The following is a 19,728-nucleotide window of genomic DNA, read 5'->3' as shown; positions in this document are numbered from 1 at the left end:
ACCCAAATATACGTTGAATTTCCAGCAGCTCTCAAGCTGTTGCCTATTCACGTCTCAAGTTTGTTTCGTGTATTACTTAACGACGTCGTGTCCGCCAAATTCATTTCGAAGAGCAGCCACTACTTTTCCTGAGAAAGTATCTTCTTCTAATGAACGATATCTCATCATAAGTGACAATGCGATGACCGGGGTTGCCACCTGAAGATCCAGCGCTTCTTCAAGGGTCCATTTTCCTTCACCGGAAGAATGCATAATTCCTTTTAGTCCTTCTAATCTTGCATCCTTAGAGAAAGCATTCTCAGTTAGTTCCATTAGCCATGAACGGATAACAGAACCGTTATTCCAAACTCTGGCTACCTGTTCATAGTCAAAGTTAAACTGGCTTTTCTCAAGGACATCGAAGCCTTCGGCAATACTCTGCATCATACCATATTCAACACCGTTATGTACCATCTTCAAGAAGTGCCCGCTGCCGCTTTCCCCAGCATACAAGTATCCATTTTCCACACAAATGTCTTTAAAGATCTGTTCAACTGTCTGGAAAGCTTCTTTATTTCCCCCCACCATTGTACAAGCACCGTGTCTAGCTCCTGCCATACCGCCGCTTGTACCTGTATCGAGGAAGTAAATGCCTTTTTCTATAACATCTTCTGCTCTTTGGATGGATTCCTTGTAGTTAGAGTTACCGCCGTCAATAATAATGTCTCCGGCATTAAGAAGCCCTTTAAGTTCAGCAATGACCTGATTTGTAATTTGGCCTGCCGGGACCATAATCCATACAGCTTTGGGAGAAGGAAGCTTTTCTACTAATTCAGCAATAGAACCTGCACCTTCAGCGCCTTCTTTTGATATATTTTGAACTGCTTCTGAATTTACATCATAGGCAACTACTTCATGCTTATTATCCAGTAAATTTAATGACAGATTATATCCCATCTTGCCTAAACCAATTAATCCTATTTTCATATTATACGCCTCTTTTTGAAATTTTTTTTCACAACGTTTTTATTATACGAAATATTTTTCTTTTTGCAATCGATAAAGAAGAAATATTTTTTCGCGTCTTATATGCTATACTATTTTCATGAAATTTTAAAGGGTGAAGACTGGATGAGCCAAAATTGTATGGTTAAGATTCGATCCTATTACTCCGGATTCAGTGATAAAGAAAAAAAGATCGCTGATTATATATTGGAAAAGCCAGAACGAATCATACACAGTACCATTAACGAAGTAGCGGATGATTTAAAAGTAGCGGATGCAACAGTATTTCGATTCTGCAAAAGGTTAGGATTTAAGGGATACCAGGCTATGAAAATTGCCCTGGCAGCAGAAGTTATGTCCCCCATCCAACAGATACATGAGGAAATCAGTGAGCAGGATGACGAGAAAACCATTGCTGAAAAAATTTTTCACTCAAACATTAGAACCTTAGAAAATACACTTCAATTTTTGGACAAAGAATCCATTACATCAGCTGTAAATCTGTTAAAGGATGCAGATAGGGTCGAATTCTATGGAACAGGCGGTTCCGCTGTCATCGCCATGGATGCTTACCATAAATTTATCAGAACAGGCATCAAAGCATTTTCCTTTTTAGATTCCCATTTCCAGCTCATGTCTGCCTCACAGCTTACACCAAAAGACGTTGCTGTGGTTATTTCGCACTCAGGGACAAATAAAGATACAATCCGGATCTTAAAGACTGCCAAAGATAACGGTGCCAAAACAATCGGAATCACCGGCTTTGCAAAGTCACCCATCAGCCAGAACGTACATATAGCGCTTTATACCAGCTCTGAAGAAACAGAATATCGTTCAGAGGCTCTTGCTTCTAGGATTGGCCAATTAAGCTTAATTGATGCCTTATATGTTAATTTAATGATTGCCAATAAAGAAAAAGCCAATCAAGCATTGGATAAAATCAGAGATACCATTTCGGATACACGAATGTAAGTGAATGAACAGGCTGCCATGTAAGGCACCTGTTTTTTTGCCGCAAAAAAGCAAAGTGTATTTTGCTGAAGTTACGTGCAGGCAAAGCCCTACATCAGTTCATACGCCTGGAATGAAGATTTTTATTACGCAAATCCTATAGTCATTATATTTTTGGGAGCTGCCACTTGAAGGTAACAACTACAAAAGAGTTCAATAAAAATAGATTATATATGTATCTAGTTTTACATGTTCTATTAATTTCTCTTTTGCTGTTCACTTCAATTTATAAAGTTAAACAAACTAGGGAATTATGTCATTTTAGCTGGACTCATTCTAGCCTTATTCCTTTGTTTGTATCTTCTATTTGAATTTATTATATGTATTCCCTCAAATGCATTCCGGTTGAAAAATATCTTCTTGGGTTCAGGACTTCTCTTGTCCTCAATCTTGGTGACCTACACAAATCTATAACACCCGGTGTATAGAATCCAAGAGGACCGGGCCTTTACCGGGAAAGGGCTGACAGGCAGTTGCGGTTACCCTGAGCAGCATACCAATACATGTGACACACCCCTTTACAATTCTTCATCACAGTATATGAATGAATAGGCAAATGGTACTGGAGCCTCCTACCCGAGCAAAAGCAACAAGGAGTTCCTGAAGGTCCATCCAAGTTTCCTAAAAATTAAAAAAGCAGCCATTAGGCCGCCTCACAATGAATCGTAGTATTCAGCGTAACGAGGGTCGCTTTTTTCCCTTATTTCTTCCGCCAGTTTTTCGTTGTTTAACATGGAGGCCTCATCACCTAAGGAATCTTCTTCCCCTGTAATCATGTTATAATCCTTCTCCTCTGATCGAATCAAATGCGGCTTGTACGGATCTTGTTCCATTTATCTTACTCCCTTCACTATTTTATTGTTTATTCTCTTCTAAAATTCCATTGTCATACGTGAACCGCTGTAAACAGCCTCCATTACTCATAACATAGAACACCTGCTTATTCCCCTTCTGCTTGTTCAGAATTGTAATGTTAACGTCAGCCGGACAGTCATCCTTAAAGGAAGCATCAGAAAAGTAATGCACGCAAAGCAATTATTCAATCAGCCTTCAGATATGTGATGAAATCAGCCCTGTGTCCAAAGCTGGAGAAAACGTAATTAAATGGAGCAGGCATTTTTTTAATAACAAAGAAGCCCAGTTCTCATATAGAGCTGGAGCTTTTACCGTATAATAGCCAGCAGTCCTAATAAAATAATGATTCCTCCAGCCATCTTATTTATGAAGGCAAGATGGGGTGTTACCTTTTTTCGAAACAAACTGACTGCAATGCTTAATATTGCCCACCAAAGGGATGCACCAAAAAATACCCCGCTGATCAGCGCCGCTGTTTCCGCACCAGAACCATTCTCTGGATTGATGCCCAGGCCGCTGAACATAGCCACGAAGTTTAAGATGGTTGCGGGATTAGTGATCATTAATACAAATGTTGAAAGATACATGGATAAGAGGGCTTCGCCTTGTATTTGTGCAGCATGATTTGCAGGTGCTTTTAATAGAGTCTTTATTCCTACATAAAATAAAAATAGTGAACCAAATATCCTTAGATAGATTTCCTGTTCGACTAAGAAAGCGGAAACTACGGAAAGTCCTAAAGCTGCAATACTGGCATAAATAAGATTAGCGGTTACAGCCCCAAAACCTGTCAGGAACCCTGCAGCCTTCCCTCTTGAAAGGGTCCGTTGAATACACAGCAATCCAATGGGTCCCACAGGTGCAGATACTGAAAATCCTAAAAGTAATGCTTTGATAAATAACAACCCGTTCACACCTAACTAATAAAGAATATTTTTATATAGTAACATAAATTGTCAGGGCAAAAAAAAACGGCTCTGTTAAACTATAAAACTTAGTGGAGCAACTTTCGTCAGTCTAAATATTTTAAGCTCACTATTGAGTTTATAATTTTTTACCTTTTCCGTTTGATAAGCCGGCTAAAATTCAGAAAGTATGATAAACCTGCACAATAGCAGTATGCCCTCAATCATTTCATACATATGAAAAACTCGTTTTCTATATTGAAAACGAGTCTGTGAAGTGTTTCAATCAAGCGAGATACTGTATCTTCGCATCAATATCTGTTCTCATTTTTGCTTCGGGTACTTCATCAGGGTAACCTGCCCCGAATATTCCGATCACATCATAATCATCGGACACATTTAAGGCAGTTCTTACAAGGGCAGAAACACCAAGTGAAGACCAAAAAACTCCTACTCCTGCTGACCATGCAAGCAGCATGAAGTTTTGGACAAAACAAGATACAGCAACCATGTTTTCGTCCCGTATGACTTGTGTTGATCCTTTATGTGATAAAACCGCAAACAAAACAGGTGCATGGCCGAAATTGGTCTTGTGATTTAATTTTGCTCTTGTTTCACTTCCAATAAAGACAATTTTCCAGGGCTCCGTCATTTTATGGTTGGGGGCCATGCTGGCTGTCTGAAGCCAGGAAACCAGCAGATCTTGATCCACTGGATCCGGCTTGAATTTTTTAATTATGCGCCTGCTCCTGATAATTTTTTCAATCTCCACTTTTTCTCCTCCTCATTCAACTGCTTTTACGCTATGAAAAGTATCATTTTTTTCAGACATAAACAATTTCATCATACCCTTTTTGGGATGGAACTACAATTCAAGGATTATTGTGATTACTGTTTTTAATTTCTTATTTTACTACTATTCTAATGTTCATCTTTTTTCAATATTTTTCACTGCAATAAGTCTTGGTATTACCTTATAATTATTCTATAAAAATAGTATATGGGGTGTAATTATGAAAAAGCGCAAACGGAAATCTCTTAAGCCCCTTTTGACAATGATGATCGTTCTACTTCTGTTTACTGGAGCAATGCGGGTAATTCAGGTAACCAATACTAAAACAGAAACTTCATCCTATAAACAAGACCCTTTCAGTGGAGTCAAACGTTACTCACCGCAAATAAATAACGAGCTAAAAAAGTACCAGTTACAAAACTTCGCCCCGGTCCTGCTGGCTTTAATGCAGCAAGAAAGCAAAGGGAAAGGCGGAGATCCTATGCAGGCTTCAGAATCTGCAGGCCTTGCGCCGAATACCATAACTAGTCCAGAGAAAAGCATTCAGCAGGGGGTCAAGCACTTCGAGCAGATGCTCGCCTACGGGAAACAAAAAAAAGTAGATTTTCCCGCCATTATACAAGCTTATAACATGGGACAAGGTTATATCAATTATGTATCAGCTCATGGTGGAAAACATAGTCAAAAACTAGCCAAGCAATTTTCCATGCTGCAGGTGAGGAAAAACCCTGCCGTATATAACTGCAGGGGCGATAAAAATAATTTCCGCTACCCCTACTGTTACGGTGATTTTACCTACAGCACCAAAGTGGAGGGACATCTAAAATCCATTCAGCCAGGCCTTACTCTGGCATCACTTAATGTAGAAGCGGCTATTTAAAGAACAAAGCCGGTTTTCAGTTTCAATATCTGACTCTTAATGAGAGGGGGGATTCTGCGGACAAATTCGCAGTGACTCCCTTTATTTAGATACATATGACTTTTTTAAGAGTACTGGCTATCCTTCTAACTTGTGGTTTGGAAATGACTTTATATTGATGGTTATGACAGTGTTCTGTGTCAGCATGAAGGATATGTCTTGGCCTCTGGATTTATTGTAGATTCTCCTGGTAAGCATTAATGGTTGTTTAATAAGCTTATATAGATTTTGAAGCAAAGCAGGGTTGGATAATAACATACATATTTTTCCGTTTTTTTAGATAGGCGCATTTTTGTGGCATAACAAGCTCAGAATGAGTATATCCGTTTTTCCCTGGACAACAATTTGGTTAGAATATGTATATCGTACTTTTGGACATAACAGGGACAAGATAAGCATATAAGTTTATCTATGATTATAACTAAGTCGGGATACTCATATCAGTATTTTCTGGTTATAACAGTGCCAAGATAAGCATCTTCCTTCATAAGCATAACAGGCTCAGGATAAGCATAACTGGCTTAGGATAAGCATATCCGTTTATCCATAAGCATAACAAGGTCAGGATAAGCATAGAAATTTCCAAGATATGCATAAAACCTTTAAACACAATCATAAGTTTCTGCCCTGCTGTGATACGTGCTATAAATTGTTCAAAAAAGTTGATTTTGTGCCACGAAACTATAATGTAAGCGGGTCAACATCAGTCTTCTATTGCCATTAACTTTAATTTTTTCATAATTTGCCTGTAATTTAACCCTTTATCTACCAAATTCAGCACTCATTTAGCACTCTTCACTTCACCATGTCCGTTTTCAGACCAAGCTGCCCCCATTCTTCTATATCAGTTGTGCGGACAAGCGGCCCCCCAAAAGAACCATCCCTACATTGTATGAATGGTGTATGAATCCCATGCACCACCTGCTGTTTTTTCATTTATGCTCTCCTCCACATCCGCTCTACATCCACATGCGTTACCCCATCGAACGAGAGTTTATAGATGTCAGGCATATCAAGCTGTTTCCAGAATTTAAAATGGTATAAAGGATTGAAGTAATTCATAATAAGTACCATTATATTGCCGTGTGTAGAGATTACCATTTTTTCCCCTTCATATGTATGAAGCAGATTAAAAATCGCCTTGACTCCTCTCTGCTGGGCTTCATTATTGGATTCGCCGCCCTCCCATTTAAAACTGCTGTTTTCCCATACTTTTTCAATGGCAAATGCAAAATTTTCAAGGGGTACATCTGATAAAGTTCGTTCTCTTAAAGCATCTTCGATGATTATGTCCTTCTTTACTAACGCTGAGAGAGTTTCGACCGTTTCAACGGCCCTTCGATATGGACTGGAGAATATTCTGTCTATCTTTTCATTTTTTAACATCTGGCAAACGGTTTTCGCATCTTTTGTACCTTTTGCGGACAAGGGTCTCCCCAGTTCATCGGGATTATAGTGAGAATGGGCATGTCTCACAACATATAAAACAGTCATTTTTTCACCTCTATGTAATTTATCATATAATATGGCCGGAGAAATAAAAACACAATAAAAAAACTACGTCGAAAAGACGGAGTTTCTAAAAATTAATACTTTTCTTCTTAGGCAGACCTTTACAGATAAATTTGTGATAAATACCTTGACATACTGTGATAAGAACCGATATGAGCAGCGTATGCAGTATGTTTTTGTATCCATACAACCCCCAAATATCCAAACCGATGCCAGTTATGAAAAATACTAAAAAGAAATCGACCAGTATCACGCCCAATACTCCTTCCCTAGGCAGTACGATCATATCTCCTATTGTGTAAACACTGATACTGATGACCAGTCCCAATAAAAAGATACTTAACGCAGGAACATGGGCTGTCTTGATGAGCGCAGCCGTTAATAATGGATATATAATAAGTAATTGATAGAATACATTTCTAAGATGTTTCATAGTTCCTCCTCCGGTATAAAGTCCTGAAATTTCCGCACGAAAAAAGCCAAAACAGACAGAAAGGTCATCTGTTTTGGCTTATGTCCAGCTCTTAAGAGAAAGTCCGGCCCATTCCCGCCTTTAGCTTGGTTTTAACATAAACACAATTACACTTTTATCAAGATCGAAATCCCAGTCAACAAAAATATCCGTAATCTTCCTGTCAATCACTGATTCAAAATCAAAATTATGTAAGAACTTTTTCTCCAGGATTCTCTTCGTTGTTTTTAGGATCTTTCCATAGCCTTGACGAATCAGTTCTTTTTCAATGGTAACCAAAATTCCATCACGGATAAAGATGATGATCCGATCATTCATTAAATAAGATTTCAAACCCTCTGGAGCTTTTTGAGCTTCCTCACTAATATCAACAATTTTACGATCCATTGTGTGTTTCTCTGGAAAATCTTCCTCGATACTGCCGATTTTCCCATCTATCGGACTGCCTATTCCGACAAAGACCCCGGACTTGTTACTCATGCCCCAGTCATAATAAAACTCATTAATATCTATTCCGGTTAGCCCCTTAATAAATGCTTTTATTTCTGGGACCAGGCTTTGAAAGACGATTTCCCGGGTATTTTGGACAACATTTTCATTTTCCTGTTTTAAGAGGGCTTCTTCCATCGGTGAGATAAATTTACGTATATGAATGACGATAAACTCCCCGGCAATAGAGACATATACTGATTCCGGGCCTTTTCCAAAATTATCCCTCAGAAGCTTGCCTACATAACTGGCTATAACGATTTCAGGTGATTTATTTTCCATCAAAATTCCCCTTAAAGACGAAAGCTTTACTTCTTTCATCCATTTTTATAAGGTTTCATAAGAAGTTTCCCCTAATAAAGTATTCTTAAACCCTCATCATTTACTATGATTTGATTTTCGATTTTGATTAAGCACAAGAATAATATGACTCTCATCTTTTCTGAAATCCCAATCCACAAATACGTCACCAACCCTTTCGCTCAAAAGGGCTTCAAAATTAAATGCATTATTGAAAAACATGGTTCTCTCAAGATTTTTTTTCGTATATCGGAGTGTTTCCATATATCCTGAAGATATTAATTCCTGCTCCACCATGGTCAAAACCCCTTTTCTATTAATTAAGAGAGTTTTGGGATTTAAAAAGCTGGATGATACACTGGTTGGCCTCTTTTGAATCTTTTCACTTAAATTCCCTATAAGATGATTCACTTGCTCCTGGGCTGGATAAGGCTGTGCCTCAGAATAATCTGACATCAGGCCCAGAATGAATCCTGTCCTTTTATAAAGGTCCCAATCATAATACATATCATTAATTTCCAAACCGGTCATGGTATGAAAATGCAGTTTTATTTCAGGCATTAAAATATTCATAATAATATCTCTTGTCTGGTAAACAGTTTGGTCCTGACGCTGATCCAGGAGTGCCTTTTCAAGTGGTGATAAAAAATTTCTCAGGTATATGGATAAAAAAGAGTCATCGATCGTAATGAAGACTGACTCTGGTCCTTTTCCAAACTGATTTCTAAACAGCCTGCCGATATAGCTGCCAAACTCAGTCTGAAGATTTTTAGACATGTCCTTCATCCCGGCCTCCTTTCTAAAGTAAAACAAAAAAAGCCAAATAGAAGGAGTATAAAGTATACTGCCCTCTATTTGGCTTAAGTCTGGCTCTATTGTCCAGTTCTTTACCGCCAGTATTTTATTGTAAAGCTCTGTTAAACATGGCTGTTGATTGCAGCTAGCAGGCACTCGCTTTCCGCGCGGCGTTCCGGGAGCCTCCGCCTGTGGGGTCTCCCTTATTAGAAAAGCGGAGGACGGTGACTTTCTAGGTATTTTTATAAAAAGAACTGTGATGAGCCAAACTTTTAAAATACCACATTATATGGAAAGTCAGACACCTGATAAAGAAGACTTGCTGATTGACGAGCGTCAGCGAAGACAGAAGCATAGTCGCCCTTACCACGCTCCAACCGCCACGTCCTGTGGCCCCGCCTGGCTTGCACATCCTGTGCGTCGTGGGTAGCCAGACATAAGACGAGCGGCAGCAAAAGGCGCTTTTGGCCTTTTGATGGCGATTGGCTAGACCCGCGGTGTCAGTCCGTAGCTAGACAAATCGAAATGCGGAAAGCGGTGCCTTCCCCAATAACATTGTTTAAGGAAGCTCATGATTAGCTCACCTTTTATCACAAAAAAATCCCAGGGAAGGCAGAGACCTGAAAAGCATAAGACGAGCAGGCCGTGAGAAGTGGTTTTCTTCTCATGGACTGATTGGCTTTTGACTCGAGGGTCTAAAGCCTTGGAGCTGGACAATACCCGTCTTTTCCCGCAGGAGTCTCGCATATCCGTTCCAATCAACATCGTGCAAAAATCAACAATGACCTTTAACATAGCCTATTGTCAAAGTAAAACAATTATTTACGGATGCACTGATCATATTTGAAGATGGAAGCTATCTATTCTTTCATCCTTATATTCTTTGATTGCATAGCAGGTGTGGTATGTGATGGAACCCTCTTATGTACACTGATGTATTATATATGCAAATGTATGATATGAAAAGGATTTTTTTCTTTACTAAAAAACGCAAAAACATCTAAAAAAATTGTTATTTTTTGTCTGAAGTTAAAATATTCAAAAAAGAATTTCAATCTTTTTTTCCATGGTATGATGTTTTCGGCGCCTAATATTGGAAAATATGGAGGAAAAGAATGTTACTGCTAAATGCACTAATCCTGCATTACAAATATGTTAAAAGCCGCAATCCTGCGCATGTAAACGACTTGCTTGATTTTGTTCAGAAACAATATATCATTGGAAGATTATCTATTTGGGAGTATAAAATACTATTCCATGAACTGGATAAACGAGGGGCTAAACCAGCTGCAGACTGCAAATCTTGAACTTTTTCATCGACAATGGAACCTTGTGATTCTATTACCGGCCTTTGGCAGCAATCTCCTCTGACGAGAACACAGTGACACCAGCCTCTTTAGCTGCAGCGGATTTATACATGGCCAGCGCTACCGTTTTTGCGTGAATAGCCCGATATTTCTTAAGCGGGCCTTGAAAGAGAATGCCTACAGCGCTATAAAGGACCGTTCCGATTCTTTCTCCCAGCCTAAATTCTTTTCGGCTGCCTAACAATAATGATGGACGAAAAATGGATACAGAATGAAACGGGACCTTTCTAATTTTAAGCTCTAATTCACCCTTTATTTTGGAATACCAGATAAAGGAGTCTGGATTTGCATTCATTGAACTAACAATCAGAAATTGTTCAGCGCCCCTATTATATGCAAGCTGCGCAAGAGATACTGGATATTCGACATCCACTTTATACATGGCTTCCCTTGTTTTTGCATTTTTTATAGTTGTGCCAAGACAACAGAATACATCGTCTGCTGTTAATGAATCTTCGTATGTTTTTAACTCGTCAAAATGGATAATTCTCTCCTTAAGCTTTGGATGCTTAATGTGCTGAGGTGTTCTGACTAAAGAAATAACCTCGGCATATTCGTTTGAATTCAATAGCAGATGCATCAGCTCACTGCCGATGAGTCCGGATGCACCAGCAATCAATGCGGTTCTCCCTTTCAAAGAAAATCCCCCTTTTGCTTTCGTTAGATGGTGCCCTTTTGCTTTCGGAAATTAATGTTCACACAACAAATGCTGACTACGATTAATAGAAGTCCGGCTATTAAATTAATCGTAATCGCTTCATCCAGCATAAACGTACTGCAAAAGATAGCAATCATTGGGATAAGGAAGGTAAAAGATCCTACCTTGCTTGCTTCCCCGGATCCTACTAACGTAAAGAAAGCCAGCCACCCTAATGCTATGACAAAGGTAGATATAAACAACAGATTAAGGATAAATGGTGCTTCCCACTGAATACTAGACCAGCTCTCAACTGCCGAACCGACTGATAATAAACATAGACCGCCTGCGATCAACTGAACGGTTACCATCCAGATTGAATCTACTTTGTCTCCAGTTTTCTTGACATATACAGTCCCTAAACCCCATCCTGCTGCTGAACCGAGCGCGAGTAGGATGCCTGCAGCGGAAACTTCTCCAGTAAAACCGCCTGCGCTTATAATGACCACTCCCGCAAATCCGAGGAATAAGCCTGCAATCTTCATGCCATACATCCGTTCCCCAAGCCACATCCAGGAGAATATGCCGAGGAGGACCGGTTCAATAAATACAATGGCAGCAAACAGACCTGCTGGCATAAATAATAGTCCCACGGTCTGCAGTCCATAAAAAATCACAATGTTTAGTAATGCTGATACCAAGTAATAATACCATGTTTCTTTTAATCTAAGCTTCTTATACCTTGGCATGGCTGCCAGTAATAAAATGAACCCGCCTAATAAAGTCCTTATGCCTGCAAAAAGCAGCGGCGGCGTATAGGAAAGGGCAATCTTGGATAATGGCCAGTTCACGCCCCAGACAACGACTAAAAAGGTAAGAATAAAGGCAGTTTGTTTACGTGAAAGTTTCTGCACTAATGTGAACCTCCTTAATTACATACATCTATCCCATATTACGCCTTTTACTAAAATTCTCAAGGCATCTGCTCAAGATTATTCTGTCTATGTTAAAGTTCATTTACGGATTTGGCATTTTTATTCTTCCCTGGGGAAACGACGAATCTCCTTTTTCTGGATGTACCGATCAAAAAGACAACGCGTAAACCTCGAAGCTCTCTGGGCCGGCCATGGGTGGCGAGTGTATTCCTTTTCAGATCACAGATACATGTAGCAAGGCTTTCTATAAACTGTGAGAGAGAATGATAAAAGCCCTCATAAATGAGGGCCCCGGACTTATTCCAAATTGGCATGGCTTCCATACATCTTATTGGAGGTCATTCCCTTTTTGTCCATTATTCTTAAAATGACGGCGTCAAGGAACAACAATAACGTCTGCTCGAACAATGTTCCCATTGGCTGAATGGTGATATAACTGCTGCCTGATTGATCCTTTGGGGACCCTGGTAATTTTAGGGTAATATCGGCCAGTTTCCCGATACTTGAGTCCGGTTCAATTGTAACCAGGGCAACGGTGCCGCCGATAGCTTTTGCCTTTGCTGCCATAGACACCAGGCTTTTTGTTTCTCCTGAACCAGATGCAATGATTAGAAGGTCTTCTTTATCAAGACCTTTTGTTACGGTTTCACCCACAACATAAGAATCAAGACCCATATGCATAAGACGCATAGCAAAGGACTTAGCCATGAATCCTGAACGTCCAGCCCCGGCCAGAAATATTTTTTCTGATTCAAGAATACGTCCAATTAATACTTCCGCTTCTTCATCTGAAATAAGATCTGCCGTCTGCCTTAATTCTTCAAGGATGTTCTCTAAAAAACCGGATACGGACATCAGACTTACCCCTGCTGGATCATTTGCTGCATTTTTTCAGCAGCTGCTTTTTTATTGTCCTGGCTTGTTATTCCGCCGCCGACAATGACAAGATCAGGCTGTGCTTTAATAACCTCTGGAAGGGTTTCAAGCTTGATTCCACCAGCAATCGCTGTTTTAGAATTTTTTACAACTTTTTTTATTGTCATTAAGTCTTCGAAAGAGTTTTGACCGACTGCCTGAAGATCATACCCCGTGTGGACACAGATATAGTCGACTCCAAAAGCATCGAGTTCTTTTGCACGTCCTTCCAAATCTTTCACAGCAATCATATCGACAAGGATTTTCCTGCCCTGTTTTTTCGCCTCTTCTACTGCTCCTTTGATGGACTCATCTTCAGCGGCTCCAAGGATGGTAATAATATCGGCACCCGCTTCTGAAGCTTTCATTACTTCATAACCGGCAGCATCCATAATTTTAAGGTCTGCAAGGACTGTAAGATCAGGAAATGCTTCTTTCACTTCCTTAACCGCTCTAAGTCCTTCATTAATAACAACTGGAGTTCCAATTTCAACAACATCAATGTGCTGTTCAACCTCTTTAATGAGGCTGATGGCTTCTGGGATATTCACTAAGTCTAATGCTAATTGCAGTTGCATACGTCATTCACCTCATGATTAATTTTTTGGTCGGGGGAGTGTTTCCACTCAGGTTCCCTGCACATGTAACAGTATAATGAGTAATATCTTACAGTAAAAGTACGCACTTTTATTTCATATAGTGATAAAAATGGTACGTAGTTACAAAAAGTATACTGTAAAATTAGAAAATGAGTTTCTTTTATTTTGGCCTCTTAATGTTCAAAGCTGATCGGAGCACATATAAGAAATCCTTGGGAAAATTGGATTGTCCAGATACAACCAGAAAATCTCGAGTCATAAGCCTATGAGTGGTAAAAAGGTACGCCTTCCGTCTCTTTTGTACCCGAGGTGGCACTAGGACTCCCCCTCGAAAAAATCTTTCGCTGCAATCAATAGGGGCTTTTTACAAAACTTTATAGAAAAACACCGGTCAGCCAACTTATCAAAGTTACTGAACGGTGTTAGTATTTGAATTGAACTACAGGTTCATACCGGATTATTACGGTAATTCCTTAATGATAACCTCATCCTTCATCACGGTTTTACTATATGTTTTTCCCCACTCATACATGGCATCGATTATCGGTATTAAGCTTTTCCCTTCCTCAGTAAGTGAATATTCCACTTTAGGCGGTACAACGGGATACACTTCACGATGCACAATAAAATCATCTTCAAGCTCTCTCAGCTGGTTTACAAGCATTCGCTGAGTTACGCCAGGCATGAGTGATTTCAATTCACCAAACCGCTTGGTTCCATCCTTTAAATGCCATAAAATCAGCATTTTCCATTTACCTCCGATTACTGCAAGAGTTAATTCCTTTTCGCAGCTGAATGTCTTTCCACTAATGTGTCCCATCGAATTCTCTCACCCCATAAAACGTAGTTACAATTTTTTCCGACCATTTGTCCAAAGATAAAAGCCAGCTGTTTATAGTATACATGACCATTTCAATTTTCTGTATGGAATGAACCTACAAGGGGTATTTACATAGATAAAAACCGCCTATTTTATTAATTAGACGGTTTTTTCCAACCTTACTTTAAGCCTGTATAAATGTGGATGGCATCCCTTAGGAATTCTGCTGTTCCCGGCTGCTTATCATCATAATATTTTTTGAACCGTTCATCATCCACATACATCTGAGCCAGGCCCGCATGAGCCTCTTTGGTGTACTCATTCCAATAAAATGTCAGCCTTTTTTTTGCAATTGGGCTGCTTTCTGGGCCAGGCTGCCAGCTGGTTCTCCTGTTTTGAAGGCTTTGGCCAAGATTTCCAACACTTCTTCAGCCAGGCGCTCTGCTTCTGCATGTGATTCCTGTGACATAGCACGCACTTTCTCATTGGCCTTGTTTACTGTTTCATTCCCGTACTTTTCACGAATCTCCTTGCCATACTTCTTTTCATTTTCATCTATCATCTTCTGCTTAAACCCTTCAAATTTCTCGTTGTCTGTCATGATTATTCTCCCTTCCGATGATGCGATCGTTTTTTCGACGTTAGCAATCAGTAAATCCAATTGCTTCCGCTTGTCAAGGAGCTGTTCACGATGTTCTTTCAGAGCTTTTGTACCATCATAGGAAGGATTCCCCATAATTGCTTTAATTCTATCCAGGCTTATCCCCAGTTCCCGATAAAATAATATTTGCTGCAGTCTGTCAATCTCTGCTTCCCCATAAATCCGGTATCCCGATGAATTAATTCTTGCCGGCTTAAGAATTTCAATTTCATCATAATACCGAAGAGTCCTGGTGCTGATCCCTGCGAGCCTTCCCAGCTTTTGCACTGTATATTCCACTTGCCGCCCCCCCCTGACCACTTAAACTCTACACCTTTACGCTGCGTTAAAGTCAATCTGGATACGTAAAAAAAAAGTTGAATGGCGCCCTAGAACCTCCCACTCAATAAGCAGAAGACACTTTTACAAAAAAAGTCTACTTATACCGTCTGCCGCTTCGGTTCGTAATGTGTGGATAAAACGTTTTCATCGGACTCTAGAAACGCAGAAATAAAAATAAGCGAAAAAGAAATGAATAACTCCATACAGAGGATGGATACTATAATAAATCGTCATAAGCATGGAATTGGGATAGCATTCGCGGACTGTTAACAACAATTGTGAACGTTCTCGATACAGACTGCCATAGAATTACAACCTTTTTTATAAATCAAACCATATTTTACTTGAATCGGGTAACGCTTTTGGAGAGTACAAAAAATAATTCCTGCAGCTGCTAAATGGGAGCTCATTAACTATGACATGTTCCACTTCTAAGGATTTTTTAAGAAGAAATAACGGTTCAGTTCATCATCACTAACAAGTAACTTTCCCTTTTGATTTGAAGCTAGCAATGTATATTCTTTTACCCCAATGAATTCTGATTCTGAAATAAGAAAGAATTGAACTCCTTTTTTGTATAAATCCTTGTAGTCTTTTTTCAACTGAAAAATCTTCATTGCTAACCTCGAATATGTATTGATTTATGTATTTTACCACTCTTTGCAATCATTTCAGAGTTATTAAAAGCTTAAAGATACTATTCGCCGGTTACCTCAGTGCCACTATAAGCCAGCTGGCCTTTCTACCCAACTGCGAATCGATCAATTAAAAATGCTGCTGCCGTGAAATATCAGTCTTATTTTAAGTCTCTTTTCTAAAAGATTGTTGTTTTTTAATAGTTCCGTGAACCTACCCTATTGTAAACAGGTTGATTGGAACGTAAGGTGCGAGACTCCTTGATCCAGCTACAAGCTGAGACCCTCGAGTCATAAGCCAATCCGTCTATGGGGAGAAAAGCACTCCCCACAGCCGGCTCGTCTTATGCTTGGCTGACGCATAAGTGCGACTAAGCTTCTGTCTTCACTGTCGTTCGCCAGTCAGCAAGTCTTCTTTATCGGGTCTCTGCCTGCCAATTTGTTTAGAATTTTATTTCAATTGGGATTATCACTGAGCGTTTAATATTTATATGTTGGGCAGGCACCGCTTTCCGCTTTTCGATCAGGTGAGACCCCACAGGCGAAGCCGAGGAGGCTCAGCGCCCGCCCCTCAGGTCCGCGAGCATCCTCACGTTCCAATCACCCCCCTTGTTCAAAAACAACAAAGTTTGCGAAAACAGCCTATTTTAATTACATCGGCTTTAGAAGGCTTTTCCTATCAGGTTGGCAGAAATACTTTTCCTTCAAAAAGCTGAAAAGCCAATTAAATTCTATTGGGATGGGGAAGAAAAACTGGGCATTGTTTAATGGACCGAGGATGCATAGGCGGATAAAAAATTAGCATAGAGCAATTCGAACCAGCCGCTGCTATTAGTGATGGCTGGTTCGATTTATGGACGGCCAAAAAGGCTATAGTTATGGCTTATAATCCTAGCTCTTCGATTTGATTCAATAAACTTTGTACATCTTTAATCATCGGTAAAAGCTCTGACGATTCCAGTTTATCTAAGGTTAGTTGTCCGTTTTCCATCACCTTATTTATTTCAGTGATCACTGCTTCATTCTTAGTTACCAGCTGCTGATGCAGATCTTTGGCCAAAGCAGGCACGGCTTCAATGTCATTAAATTGGCTTAAATCTTCTTTTAATGAAGCAAGCTCGGCCTCTAGGTTTTCCTTCACCTCAGCATTGAGAGCAGCATCCCGGAGCATATCAGGTGCTTTTTCTGCGAAGTTAGATAAGTACGTCAAGTTTTCCGTTGCTTTAGCTGCATACTCCACAGAATTATTAATATCTCCTAGTGCCGAACAAGCGCTGAGTAGCAGTGCGGCCATGATTGAAATCACAACAAAGACTTTCCTCATAGTTTCATTCCTTTCTATCAGCCCTAAATCAAGCCTCTCTAATGTGCTAATTATTCATACGTTTAAGCATAAAAAATGTTGCAGATAATTTTAGGAAGTTTCTTTTACCATATGTTTAGATTGAGGTGTTTTTAGGTAGCGGAAAATACTTCCATATTTTAAAATAAGTATGAACGAATGAACCAGGGGGGTATTTGAAATGAAGAATCATGTAATTGATTTTGAAATTTATGGCGATGATATGCAGTTTGTCAGTGTCGAATTAGATCCACAAGAAACAGTCATCGCAGAGGCTGGAAGTCTGATGATGATGGATGATGGAATTCATATGGAAACCATATTTGGTGATGCTACCAGTGAAACCGGATTAATGGGCAAGCTTTTTAGTGCCGGAAAAAGAGTACTGACCGGAGAAAGTTTGTTCATGACAGCATTTACGAACCAAGCATCTGGTAAAAAGCATGTTTCATTTGCTTCCCCATATCCCGGAAAAATCATCCCGATGGATCTAAGTCAGTATCATGGGAAAATCATATGTCAAAAGGATTCTTTTTTAGCAGCCGCAAAAGGTGTGGCAGTTGGAATTGAATTTCAAAGAAAAATAGGTGCCGGGTTCTTTGGGGGAGAGGGTTTCATCATGCAGAAGCTAGAGGGTGATGGAATGGCTTTTGTCCACGCTGGGGGAACCATTTTCAAAAAAGACTTGGCCCCTGGAGAATTATTGAGGGTTGATACAGGTTGTCTCGTAGCGATGACAAGCAGTGTTGATTATAATATTGAATTGGTGAAAGGAGTTAAAACAGCTCTTTTCGGCGGTGAAGGACTCTTTTTTGCAACTCTCAGAGGTCCTGGCACTGTTTGGGTGCAATCACTTCCTTTCAGCCGGCTGGCCAGCAGGGTGTTTGCGGCCGCTCCACGACGCGGCGGGTCAAAAGACGAAGGAAGTATCGCCAAAGGTTTATTTGATATCTTCAATGGTGACTGAGCGCAAGAAACTTTGTATACAAGCTTTTCTTGGATGTTTGAGCCAATAAAATAGACAATAAGTGAAAATTACTTTATAAAAAATTTGCAATACTTCCATGAAACTGGCATGCTTATACAAACACCATATAGAAAATGCAGGTGACAGCCATGATTGAAATCAGAACTTCAAAACTAAGTGACGGAGAATTAAATAGAGGGGTATTTGCTACCCGCGACATCAAAAAAGGCGAGTTGATTCATGAAGCGCCGGTTCTCCCCTATCCAAATGAAGAGCACGTCCATATTGAAAAAACACTGCTTGAGGATTATGCCTTTGAATACGGCATAAACCACAGCGCCATCCTATTAGGATACGGCATGCTGTTCAATCACTCATACGAACCAAATGCTACTTATGAGATAAACTTTCCGAACCATACATTTGATTTTTTTGCCTACAAAGACATTAAAGCAGGGGAAGAAATTTTAATCAACTATAATGGTGAAGTTGATGACAACGAACCTCTTTGGTTCAATAAGGACTAATGTTAAAAGGAGATGCATACACCTGCATCTCCTGCTTTGCATGGATCCCTATGACGGCATGTGTGCCATGCTGGTAAACTTTTTAGCGATTCATTAAAATGGGTGTGTTTACCATGACTCCGTTGAGCTCCAAATTCTGAACGACTGCAAAACGAAGGAGTATCAGGGGCCATTTACTGGAAAACGGCTATTAGGGGGCTGAACCATACATTGGTTCATTTTTTTGTTAACTTCAGCTTCCCAGCTATTCAAAACATAGGTTTTTGAAGAGTTTTTCTGTTAATAGTACAGGATTATAATATGCATCCTGGTTTATGCTCCACTTAATGGGAAATATGATTATGTTTAAGAAGTTTACGCTTAAGTTCTTACGTTTTATGCTTATGTTTCCCATGTTTATGCTGATTTCCCTTCACACAATGCTTTTGTAATCTCCTTTATGCTTTTGTATCCTCCTTTATGCTTATCCAGCTGCCTTTATGCTTTTATTTCGTCGAATATGCTGATCACGTGAACGAACAATCCGCTCTACAGTAGACGCGCTTTAGTTAAAGCAGTACAGTAAAAAAGGCAGCCGTCAGATCCTCGACAGCCAGCCTGAAAGATGTATATTGCTGTATTTCCTTTATGTAGGGGGGCTGCCCACTATGCGGGCTTACTTCAAATACTCATCGGCTGCTTACTATAAAGATGAGTTATTCTCTTCGAAATAATCCCTGATCACACTATCCAGGGATCCGAGACTTTCGATGAGTCCCCTTAAATCACAAGTATGAATCGTATCTTTTAGTTCACGGTTTTCTTCGGTCACAGTGTACAAATGTATTTCCATACACCCATCCCATCTGGCATTTACATCCATTCTGCCATCTTCACTTTCTAATTCTACAGCAGCAATTCCTCCATCTGCCCGATTATGTTTGTACTTTACCTTCCACAAAGAGAACACCTCTCCAGCTATTCGTTA

The 19,728-nt window shown here is 39.8% G+C and carries 22 protein-coding genes and 1 pseudogene; 5 read left to right on the top strand and 18 right to left on the bottom strand.

The features are described from left to right. Window positions 1-72: 72 nt before the first annotated feature. Entirely contained in the window at window positions 73-966 is an 894-nt protein-coding gene (gnd, locus tag CUU66_RS07360) for a phosphogluconate dehydrogenase (NAD(+)-dependent, decarboxylating) (RefSeq protein WP_101641035.1), read from the bottom strand. 144 nt (window positions 967-1,110) lie between these two features. Here gnd and CUU66_RS07355 point away from each other — a divergent pair, with 144 nt between their 5' ends. Beyond that, complete coding sequence (locus tag CUU66_RS07355; RefSeq protein WP_101641034.1) at window positions 1,111-1,956, top strand: MurR/RpiR family transcriptional regulator; 846 nt, start codon at window positions 1,111-1,113, stop codon at window positions 1,954-1,956. Between the two features lie 692 nt (window positions 1,957-2,648). Here CUU66_RS07355 and CUU66_RS07350 read toward each other — a convergent pair. The 3 genes from CUU66_RS07350 to CUU66_RS07340 all read right to left on the bottom strand — a co-directional run bounded on the left by CUU66_RS07350 (window position 2,649) and on the right by CUU66_RS07340 (window position 4,527). After that, window positions 2,649-2,828 (bottom strand): hypothetical protein, encoded by a 180-nt coding sequence (locus CUU66_RS07350; protein ID WP_101641033.1) that lies wholly within the window; start codon window positions 2,826-2,828, stop codon window positions 2,649-2,651. 330 nt (window positions 2,829-3,158) lie between these two features. Continuing rightward, window positions 3,159-3,764: a LysE family translocator gene (locus CUU66_RS07345; protein WP_257967925.1), complete on the bottom strand. Its 606-nt coding sequence runs from the start codon at window positions 3,762-3,764 to the stop codon at window positions 3,159-3,161. 277 nt (window positions 3,765-4,041) lie between these two features. Beyond that, on the bottom strand, window positions 4,042-4,527 hold the full coding sequence (locus CUU66_RS07340) for a nitroreductase family protein (RefSeq protein WP_101641031.1): 486 nt from the start codon (window positions 4,525-4,527) through the stop codon (window positions 4,042-4,044). Window positions 4,528-4,768: 241 nt separating this feature from the next. Here CUU66_RS07340 and CUU66_RS07335 point away from each other — a divergent pair, with 241 nt between their 5' ends. Next, entirely contained in the window at window positions 4,769-5,428 is a 660-nt protein-coding gene (locus CUU66_RS07335; protein ID WP_101641030.1) for a lysozyme family protein, read from the top strand. A gap of 834 nt (window positions 5,429-6,262) precedes the next feature. On the opposite strand, the gene CUU66_RS24045 is transcribed toward CUU66_RS07335, so the two are convergent. The 5 genes from CUU66_RS24045 to CUU66_RS07315 all read right to left on the bottom strand — a co-directional run bounded on the left by CUU66_RS24045 (window position 6,263) and on the right by CUU66_RS07315 (window position 9,026). Next, entirely contained in the window at window positions 6,263-6,403 is a 141-nt protein-coding gene (locus CUU66_RS24045; RefSeq protein ID WP_180955193.1) for a hypothetical protein, read from the bottom strand. Then, a complete protein-coding gene (locus CUU66_RS07330) occupies window positions 6,404-6,961 on the bottom strand; it encodes a histidine phosphatase family protein (protein WP_101641029.1) in 558 nt (185 codons plus the stop codon). An 85-nt stretch (window positions 6,962-7,046) separates the two neighbouring features. Next, entirely contained in the window at window positions 7,047-7,412 is a 366-nt protein-coding gene (locus CUU66_RS07325; protein ID WP_101641028.1) for a DUF2512 family protein, read from the bottom strand. A gap of 120 nt (window positions 7,413-7,532) precedes the next feature. Beyond that, window positions 7,533-8,222, bottom strand: a complete 690-nt coding sequence (locus tag CUU66_RS07320) for a Na-translocating system protein MpsC family protein (RefSeq protein ID WP_180955192.1) — start codon at window positions 8,220-8,222, stop codon at window positions 7,533-7,535. Window positions 8,223-8,318: 96 nt separating this feature from the next. Then, window positions 8,319-9,026, bottom strand: a complete 708-nt coding sequence (locus CUU66_RS07315) for a Na-translocating system protein MpsC family protein (RefSeq protein WP_101641026.1) — start codon at window positions 9,024-9,026, stop codon at window positions 8,319-8,321. Between the two features lie 1,124 nt (window positions 9,027-10,150). On the opposite strand from CUU66_RS07315, the gene yppF reads away from it, so the two are divergent. Continuing rightward, a complete protein-coding gene (yppF, locus tag CUU66_RS07310) occupies window positions 10,151-10,342 on the top strand; it encodes a YppF family protein (protein WP_101641025.1) in 192 nt (63 codons plus the stop codon). 34 nt (window positions 10,343-10,376) lie between these two features. Here the strand turns inward: yppF and CUU66_RS07305 are convergent, their stop codons facing one another. The 8 genes and pseudogenes from CUU66_RS07305 to CUU66_RS07265 form a co-directional block, all read right to left on the bottom strand. Next, the gene (locus tag CUU66_RS07305; protein ID WP_101641024.1) at window positions 10,377-11,039 is read right to left on the bottom strand and encodes an NAD-dependent epimerase/dehydratase family protein; all 663 of its coding nucleotides are present in this window, start codon (window positions 11,037-11,039) and stop codon (window positions 10,377-10,379) included. A gap of 23 nt (window positions 11,040-11,062) precedes the next feature. Continuing rightward, window positions 11,063-11,953, bottom strand: a complete 891-nt coding sequence (locus CUU66_RS07300) for a DMT family transporter (protein WP_101641023.1) — start codon at window positions 11,951-11,953, stop codon at window positions 11,063-11,065. Between the two features lie 318 nt (window positions 11,954-12,271). Then, window positions 12,272-12,829, bottom strand: a complete 558-nt coding sequence (gene hxlB, locus CUU66_RS07290) for a 6-phospho-3-hexuloisomerase (protein ID WP_101641021.1) — start codon at window positions 12,827-12,829, stop codon at window positions 12,272-12,274. A 5-nt stretch (window positions 12,830-12,834) separates the two neighbouring features. Further along, on the bottom strand, window positions 12,835-13,467 hold the full coding sequence (hxlA, locus tag CUU66_RS07285; RefSeq protein ID WP_101641020.1) for a 3-hexulose-6-phosphate synthase: 633 nt from the start codon (window positions 13,465-13,467) through the stop codon (window positions 12,835-12,837). Window positions 13,468-13,948: 481 nt separating this feature from the next. Continuing rightward, complete coding sequence (locus CUU66_RS07280) at window positions 13,949-14,308, bottom strand: winged helix-turn-helix transcriptional regulator (RefSeq protein WP_101641019.1); 360 nt, start codon at window positions 14,306-14,308, stop codon at window positions 13,949-13,951. Window positions 14,309-14,487: 179 nt separating this feature from the next. Next, window positions 14,488-15,248 (bottom strand): annotated as a pseudogene (locus tag CUU66_RS07275) (MerR family transcriptional regulator). Between the two features lie 473 nt (window positions 15,249-15,721). Then, a complete protein-coding gene (locus CUU66_RS07270) occupies window positions 15,722-15,907 on the bottom strand; it encodes a hypothetical protein (protein WP_101641018.1) in 186 nt (61 codons plus the stop codon). Between the two features lie 901 nt (window positions 15,908-16,808). Continuing rightward, the gene (locus CUU66_RS07265) at window positions 16,809-17,249 is read right to left on the bottom strand and encodes a DUF6376 family protein (protein ID WP_101641017.1); all 441 of its coding nucleotides are present in this window, start codon (window positions 17,247-17,249) and stop codon (window positions 16,809-16,811) included. A gap of 199 nt (window positions 17,250-17,448) precedes the next feature. Here CUU66_RS07265 and CUU66_RS07260 point away from each other — a divergent pair, with 199 nt between their 5' ends. Both CUU66_RS07260 and CUU66_RS07255 read left to right on the top strand, forming a co-directional pair. Next, on the top strand, window positions 17,449-18,234 hold the full coding sequence (locus tag CUU66_RS07260; RefSeq protein ID WP_101641016.1) for a TIGR00266 family protein: 786 nt from the start codon (window positions 17,449-17,451) through the stop codon (window positions 18,232-18,234). Between the two features lie 149 nt (window positions 18,235-18,383). Continuing rightward, window positions 18,384-18,761 (top strand): SET domain-containing protein, encoded by a 378-nt coding sequence (locus CUU66_RS07255; protein WP_101641015.1) that lies wholly within the window; start codon window positions 18,384-18,386, stop codon window positions 18,759-18,761. Window positions 18,762-19,443: 682 nt separating this feature from the next. Here CUU66_RS07255 and CUU66_RS07250 read toward each other — a convergent pair. Beyond that, entirely contained in the window at window positions 19,444-19,701 is a 258-nt protein-coding gene (locus tag CUU66_RS07250) for a hypothetical protein (protein ID WP_101641014.1), read from the bottom strand. Between the last annotated feature and the right edge of the window lie 27 nt (window positions 19,702-19,728).

The organism is Peribacillus deserti (genome assembly GCF_002863585.1).
Lineage (GTDB): Bacteria > Bacillota > Bacilli > Bacillales > DSM-1321 > Paraperibacillus > Paraperibacillus deserti_A.
Note: the sequence above shows the minus strand (reverse complement) of the source record. Positions and strands in the feature narration are given on the sequence as shown.